Raw genomic sequence first — 7,259 nt, 5'->3', positions numbered from 1 at the left:
CGTATGAAGTATTTGAGTAGAAAACTAAGCCGATATCCCAGCCAGCGGATGTGATCATATTTTTCGGGGTAACTGGCCAGCACTGTGTATTCGATTCCCGATTTACGCAGGTAAGGCAGATAATTCAAAATGCGAAACCGCGATGAGGGGACATTATTTCCGGAAATCAGAAACAGGATGCGCATGATATCTCTCTGCAATCAGGAGAAGTAAAATATGCTCAACAGGTAATCATTTCAGTACTGCTGATGATACACGTTCTGCACAGAGAATACAGCCGATAAAAAGGGGGGCATTACTTTATTCGAACGACACTTAGCAATGAGGCACAACCGGGGCTAATGGGCTTTTCTGATGTTGAAGTACTTGGAAACCAGGACAATATTATATTAATGGGTTGCCTGTCCGGTTTTGGGGTCGATGGTCAGATTGAGTCGTTCGTCGGCGTAGGTGTAGAAGAAGAAGGCGTACATCATTTCATGATAGGTTTGTGGCCCGTTTCTGACGCTGGCAGAGGGATCCGGATTGAACGGATTGAAGGCGGAATTGTCATAATGTGCAATCGCTTCGATGCGGGTACCCGCGGGGAAGAGGTGGCGCTGATCTTTCCAGAGATATCCGATCTGCCAGTCAAAGCTGTAATTGGGGATGATCAACAGCGATTCGTCTTTCCCGTCCGGATAATGTGCCAGAAATGACAGGTCCTTTCCACGGAGATGCATGTGGGCAAACAGGCCGATACCATGCGCGTCTCGGTCGAGTGTTTTCGAATTCCGGACTTCATGATGGGACGCACCAGGGGGAATGGTAAATTTTGTATTCCGGATAATCAGAAAGCGATAACGTTTTTGCACTTTGCCATCCACATATTTGAAACCTACGGAAATTTTGCATCGCTCCGGCTTTCCCGTCGATGTGTAATGAATCTGCAAAGCCAGGGCACTTCCTTTAGGGATCAGAATTCCCAGCTCTCCAGGAAGTATCGTCGGGCCTGAACCCGGGACTTTGCCCGTGATGAAATTGGATTCATCCCATTTCTTTGTCAGACTGACGGCGGCCATGTTGCAGTGATGCAGGACACCGGGATTATCGGGACGAATCTGGATGGCAGAGATCCAGGTATCTTCGGGAAAAATATAAGGCAGCACAGTGTAGCGATACGGAATATAGCCATCTGCGGGAAGCGTATGGGTCTCCAGCATGCTGATTTTCAGGTCTGGTTCACCAATCAACCATTTTTCTTGAGCAGCAGGGACTGGTGTGAGGAGATCAGGCTCTTCTCCGGCGGGCATCCCTGCTTGATACCAGTCAGCAATCATCCGACGCTCCTGTCGGGACATACTGCGATGATTGGCAAATTCCGCATGAGAACTGCCGCCATACCAGGGGGGCATCCGTTGATCCTGAACCACTTCAGAGATCATGGCTCCGTTATTCTGGACTTCTTCCAGTGTCGTTAAAGCAAACGGGGCTTCGGTCTGTGGACGATGGCAGTCGAGACAATATTTTTTGATCAGTGGCTGGATGTTTTTATGATAGGTAACAGATTTCGCTGTGCGGCTCACTGAGTGTGAGGTAATTGTGCAGCCATCCACATTGGTTTCGGTGATTTGAACCGGCTCGTTTTTAAGAACCGCCTTGATTGCGTCTGCCAGATTATTTTCTGTTGGCTGGGGAAGTGCACCCCCAATCCGGTATTGATCATCAATGCGGCCACGATAGTGAAGTTTAAAATCAGAATCCAGCACAGCGACTTCAGGAGTACGCTCCAGTCCAAGAGCTTTCACGGACTGGCTGTGGAAATCCTTCACATTAGGAAATGGGATTTCATGGACGATCGCAAATTCTGCAATTTCCCTGATCGAATCGGAGGGGCCGGTATGAAGCGCGATGAACTGCACGCCTTGTGGACGGTATTGCTGTTCCAGTTCCTTCAGTCGCGGGAGATAGCGTTTCACCAGCGGGCAGGTCGTGTTGCAGGCGATCACCACAAATGCCTTCTGATTTTTGAAATCCTGCAGAGATCGGGTCAGATAGCGAATATCTTTGAACCGGAGTGGTCCCGCAGATGTCCCCGGCTGTGGTTTTACCGGCTGTGGTTTTACCGGCTGTGACTCTATTGCGAGAATTTCTTCCCTGTTGCCTGCAAAACAAAGCAGGAGAAGCAGTGGAATAAGTGAACTGCGAAGGTAAGATAGAAACATCAACGGGATCCATTTCCAAACGGTGATAGTCAGGCCCTGATTTGAATCACTTTCTGATTAGCATACCCGGTAAGTTGAATATTCGTTTCACAGAATCGCTGTGGTTCTGAATTTTCTTGTGATCGATTTCATTATGTCGCAGAAGATTATCAATTGGCAAATGGTTTTGGAGTCATTTGTATTATACTGTTTTGGAGCGGGGAAGCGATCATGAAGTTCTCTAGAAGGCAGTTTCTGAACGTAAGCGGTGGTGCTGTCGTAGCTTCCTGCCTGGGGACGCCGCCCTCGCTTGTCGGGCAGGACACACAGCAGCAGGTCGCGAAACCGCTGGACAGCCAACTGGGGATCACGACTTCCTCTCTGACATATCAACTGTCGCCGCGAGCGAAAGAAAATCAACTTACCCTGCTGGAACTGCCTCGCATCATGCGAGACGAACTGGGGATGACGGTGATTGATTTGAATACTTCGACGCTGGCTTCCACCGATCCGAAATATCTCGATCAGGTTCGCGCAGCAGCCGACAAGGCTGGTTGTGTCTTGACCAATCTGAAAATGAATCAACCAAAACTGGATATGAACAGTCCTGATACTGCAGTTCGCAACAAAGCTTTGGACACCTATAAGGCATCCATCGATGCGGCTTCACACCTGGGTTTAAAGTGGGCACGTCCGTTGCCTTTGGTGCCAAAGCCCGATATGAAAATTCATGTGGCCAGTTATCGCGAGTTGTGCGAATACGGCGCGGAACGCAACGTGCAACTGCTGGTTGAAAATTATGGCTGGATGCAGAGCGACCCGGCTTCGCTAGTAAAGCTGGTTGATCTGATTGGTGAGAATGTCGCCGCCTGCCCGGATACGGGTAACTGGAACAACGATAAGATTCGTTATGCCGGCCTGAAACAGACGTTTCCCATCGCTGTGACCTGCGATTTCAAGGCGCGAAATCTGGGGCCACGAGGCGAGCATCCGCGATATGATCTCAAACGCTGTTTTGAGATCGGCTGGAACTCTGGCTTTCGAGGTCCCTGGTGTTTCGAACACGCCAACCAGGATCGGAAAGTATTGTTCAAGGAACTCCTGTTACTGCGCGAAATGCTGCAGACCTGGATGAAAGGAGCAGCGAAGCAATCCTCCGGATCATGAGAGACGAAATGCGTTCGCTGCCAAATTCTGATTGACTTTGTCTTTTTTAGAACAGATTCAGGGTAAAGGGGTTTCCTGGTAAGAGGTTTCTATCCATTTCCCTTTTTTCTTCACCCACGACTCCAGAATCTGAACATGCTTTGCCAGTGTTTTTCCTTCAAAGGTACCCTCAATATTGGCTTCGTATCGAATCAGAGCTGTCCGGGGAGTCGGATGAACAATGATTTTCGGGCTCGCTTTGAAGAACGTCAGTTTCAGTTCCGGCAGGGCTTTGAGCTGAGCTTCCTGTGTGAAAAACTGGTATGACGGGGAAATTGAAATGTGCATAGGATCGGTCATGCTGCGGATCGTTTCTTTGTCCCGCTTGGAAAATGCTTCATCGAGGGTCGCGACTGCTTTTAACAGTTCCGCGTCTGCTTCTGATTCTTCTGCAATTGCTGATGGGGAGAAGAAGCTGCAACTGAGCATGGCAACCAGGATGTATCGGAGAGGCATCTGATTTCCTTTCAATGAGACAGGTGAAGTTTGAGTTTTAACAGCTGACAATATAGTCTCTGGACAAGTCGATCGAACAGTCGAATTGGCAGAAATTCGTCTTGTATTGAAAATCGCTGAATAAACCGATCTCAGATGATCTGATATCTGCTTTGCACTAACCCATTGGAAAAAGTATGTGTCTCCAGATGTTTGAGCTGGATGTCAGCGTCTGCTTCACCAAACAGTGGAATGCCTGATCCAATCAGAATCGGGATACGGGTGATAATAAGTTCGTCGATCAGACCCGCTCTCAGAAAGCTCTGGATCGTTTTTCCCCCATCAACGTAGACATGCTGGAATCCCCTTTTTGCGAGTTGCTCAATCAGTTCGCCAGGAGAAGAGGATGATGATTCTACTGAATCTGTTAATTCATTTGGAATGGTGATGGGCTGACTGCTCAGAATAAACATGCGTTTGGCACCGTAAGGCCAGTCGCCTTCGAAAGAGAGTACCGTCTCAAATGTATTACGTCCCATGATGAGGACGTCAATGGAGTCCATGAACTCATGATAGCCATAGTCCTCACCTTCGGGTGATTCAGGGCTCTCGATGCCGGGCAACCAGTCCAGCGCTCCGTCTTTGCGGGCGATAAAACCATCCAGACTGGTGGCGATGTAAACAGAGACTTTCATGGCAGGTTACCGATTAACAAAATCATTTCAAAGATCTTCGTCAGGCTGGAGGGGAGGCTGTTCTTCCGCCACGGAATAATCACGCTCTTCAATGGGAGGGTGTCCCAGTGGACCAAATGTTCCAAACTCTTCACACTGATCTTCTCCCGGTATGAAGGTGACTTCAATCCCGGAATCACTTACATCGCAACGATGAAAGCCGAAACGCGTGTCCGCTTCGGGCCAGCGTTCACTGAGTTGGCCTGTATTGCCGGCTGCCTGGGTGCGGTAGACGCGAATGCCGTCGACGTGTTGCACGGGACGTCCCGTATGCACGTGACCACAGAACAATATTTCGACTTTCGCCGCTTTGAGAATCTCCCACAATCGCTGACGATGTGGTGGATCTATGGAAAAGTACCAGTTGTCATACTGATCCCCGTCGGTCAGATCCCAGGCAGGTTCGTCAGGATGTTCCATAAACGGCCAGTAATGCATGACGGCAACATGGTGTTTTGCCGAGGGAAGATCAGGCAGACGATCCAGGAAACGCCAGAAACGTTGTTCGTGTGGCAATCCAGTGCCGGCAACAGCAGCATAGAATCCTGTGAAACGTATCTCGCGATGCAGAAATGACCACTGCAGAGGACCGAAATAATTGCTGAACAGGTCCAGACGTTTCGCCGTCATATTCAGATCGGGATCATTCCAGCCAAGCCCTTTGGGATCCCAGCGATTTTTGACTCCGGTCTGCGTAGCATGTTTATTGCCCACATCCATATTGCCGGGGATGACAAAGGTGGGGAAGGGAAGTGTATCCAGATCCTCACGTGCCTGCTGATATTCAAATTCATGAGTATCGCCGTCTCGTGTCAGGTCACCGCCATGCAGTAATAGATCGGCGTCAATGGCTGCGATCTGCTGTTTAATTGACGCCCAGCGTTTATTGATGGCGGGGCGAAAGCGATAAGAACGCGCTGTTCCCATATGACTGTCATTGACATGGAGAAAGGTCCAGGGAGGAGCTGATCGATTCATGGCTAATCTGTTTCTCTCTTGAATTCGTCTGAGCCCGGGCGCAAATGGCAGTGGAGAAATATGGTTTATAAAGAACAGAAAAAACTAAATGTTGTTTTATGATATCATCGTATACTCTGTCGGACTTTAGTGACAACCAGTGCGAAATATTTTCTGGATGGAGATTGTTCTTTTGTTTTCTGTTGATCAGGAAACGGTCCTGTTTGAACTTGCACTGACAGGTGGCTGAAATCGACAATGGTTGCCAGGCACACATCACTGGTTAAAGTTTGATGGCGTTACTTGATCTCTGTCAGTGATGAACTTGTAATGGAGGATGATAAAACCATGGTTTGTACACACTTGAGAGAGCTGTATCAGTTTTGTGAACAGAATCAGTTGAAGCTGGGAGGCTCTGACCTGATTCACGTGATCTGTAAACAATGCGACCAGGAAGAAACCTGTCCGTCCACGCTGATGGACGAATACGATTCCCGACATCCCGAAGAGTCAGAGACCGCAGAACCTAAGCCAGATGATAAACAGTCAGACTGATTAACGAATCATAATGCAGGACGGACTGGGGATTTCTATTGGATCTCCTGCGGGAGAGAGTTTTCCTGTTTTGTCGTCGATCTTAAAGACCACGACATTGTTGCCCGGCATATTCGCACAGATCAGATATTTCCCATCCGCTGTGACAGCCAGATTCTGAGGGCCTTTGCCCAGGCTGGGTTCGATTTCCAGTAAGGTCAATTTGCCCTGGTCATCTACCTGGTAAGCGGCGATGCTGTCGTGACCCCGATTGGTGCCGTACAGGAATCGCCCGTCGGGAGTGAATTTCAGATCGGCACAGTGGCTGGTGCCGGAGAAGTCTTCCGGTAATGTCGAAATGGTCTGTCCTTCGATCAGCATGCCTGACTCGGGATTGTAGTCAAATTCTGTAATCGAATTTTTCAGTTCATTGATCACATACAGCTGCTTTCCGTCAGGATGGAATGTCAAATGACGGGGGCCGGCGCCGGGGATGGTTCTTACGAAAGGCTGTTCCGCTGGAGTCAGTTTAGCTGTTTCAGAATCAAGTTGATAAGCCAGGATTTTATCGAGTCCCAGGTCCGCAGCGAAAACGAATTTCTGATCAGGGCTGATCACACTGCAGTGTGCATGTGGTTCTTTCTGTCGCTGAGGATTGACGCTCGAACCGGTATGTTGGATGAATGTTTCCGATTCGCCGAGGGAGCCATCCTCTTTAACCGGCAAAGAGGCGACACTGCCTGTCGTATAATTAGCCACGACGACCGCCTTGCCGGATTTGTCGATATCGAGGTAGCAGGATGCGGTTCCCAGAGAGGACTGTCGATTCAGCAGCTTGAGTTTTCCGGTTCGACCTTCCAGTGCAAACGCGGAAACGAATTCATTATTTTTTCCACTGAATTTTCCCGGCGCATGAATGGAGTACAGGAATTTGTTATCGGGTGAAACCGCCAGGAAAAATGGATGTTCCACATCTGATGTGCGTTCCACCAGCTTGAGTTCGCCGGTCTGTGGATTCATTTTATAAGCATGGATGGCCCCTTTTTCACCGGGAGCAAAAGCAGAGATGAAAACCAGTGGCTCTTCAGCGGCAGTTGGAGTCGCATTACTGAGGGCGATGCCAGCCACGACGGGCAACAGAAAAAAAACTTGTTCGAAAGACATGTGAAACTCCCAGGCAGGCGGACTATGGTGGATCAATCAATGGTTC

General features: G+C 49.1%; 8 protein-coding genes (1 of these 8 cut by a window edge). 2 read left to right on the top strand and 6 right to left on the bottom strand.

The window, feature by feature from the left end:
* Both GmarT_RS22915 and GmarT_RS22910 read right to left on the bottom strand, forming a co-directional pair.
* A protein-coding gene (locus GmarT_RS22915; RefSeq protein ID WP_002648832.1) for a glycosyltransferase family 4 protein crosses the window boundary here: on the bottom strand, positions 1–185 show its start. It extends 865 nt beyond the left edge of the window; 185 of the gene's 1,050 nt are visible here — the first part of the coding sequence; its start codon is at positions 183–185; its stop codon lies beyond the left edge, outside the window.
* Between the two features lie 204 nt (positions 186–389).
* Positions 390–2,204: a redoxin family protein gene (locus GmarT_RS22910; protein WP_149303276.1), complete on the bottom strand. Its 1,815-nt coding sequence runs from the start codon at positions 2,202–2,204 to the stop codon at positions 390–392.
* A gap of 210 nt (positions 2,205–2,414) precedes the next feature.
* Here GmarT_RS22910 and GmarT_RS22905 point away from each other — a divergent pair, with 210 nt between their 5' ends.
* Positions 2,415–3,350, top strand: coding sequence for a sugar phosphate isomerase/epimerase family protein (locus GmarT_RS22905; protein WP_149303274.1), 936 nt, complete (start codon positions 2,415–2,417; stop codon positions 3,348–3,350).
* 57 nt (positions 3,351–3,407) lie between these two features.
* On the opposite strand, the gene GmarT_RS22900 is transcribed toward GmarT_RS22905, so the two are convergent.
* The 3 genes from GmarT_RS22900 to GmarT_RS22890 all read right to left on the bottom strand — a co-directional run bounded on the left by GmarT_RS22900 (position 3,408) and on the right by GmarT_RS22890 (position 5,536).
* The gene (locus GmarT_RS22900) at positions 3,408–3,845 is read right to left on the bottom strand and encodes a nuclear transport factor 2 family protein (protein ID WP_002646936.1); all 438 of its coding nucleotides are present in this window, start codon (positions 3,843–3,845) and stop codon (positions 3,408–3,410) included.
* A gap of 131 nt (positions 3,846–3,976) precedes the next feature.
* Positions 3,977–4,519, bottom strand: a complete 543-nt coding sequence (locus GmarT_RS22895; RefSeq protein WP_002646937.1) for a dihydrofolate reductase family protein — start codon at positions 4,517–4,519, stop codon at positions 3,977–3,979.
* Positions 4,520–4,546: 27 nt separating this feature from the next.
* Positions 4,547–5,536: a metallophosphoesterase family protein gene (locus tag GmarT_RS22890; protein WP_002646939.1), complete on the bottom strand. Its 990-nt coding sequence runs from the start codon at positions 5,534–5,536 to the stop codon at positions 4,547–4,549.
* Positions 5,537–5,863: 327 nt separating this feature from the next.
* Here GmarT_RS22890 and GmarT_RS22885 point away from each other — a divergent pair, with 327 nt between their 5' ends.
* On the top strand, positions 5,864–6,070 hold the full coding sequence (locus GmarT_RS22885) for a hypothetical protein (RefSeq protein ID WP_149303272.1): 207 nt from the start codon (positions 5,864–5,866) through the stop codon (positions 6,068–6,070).
* Here the strand turns inward: GmarT_RS22885 and GmarT_RS22880 are convergent, their stop codons facing one another.
* Positions 6,071–7,213 carry a lactonase family protein gene (locus GmarT_RS22880; RefSeq protein ID WP_002646942.1) on the bottom strand — a complete coding sequence of 381 codons (1,143 nt, stop codon included), beginning with the start codon at positions 7,211–7,213 and terminating at the stop codon, positions 6,071–6,073.
* Positions 7,214–7,259 lie beyond the last annotated feature (46 nt).

Origin of the sequence: Gimesia maris (assembly GCF_008298035.1) — a bacterium.
GTDB lineage: Bacteria > Planctomycetota > Planctomycetia > Planctomycetales > Planctomycetaceae > Gimesia > Gimesia maris.
Note: the sequence above shows the minus strand (reverse complement) of the source record. Positions and strands in the feature narration are given on the sequence as shown.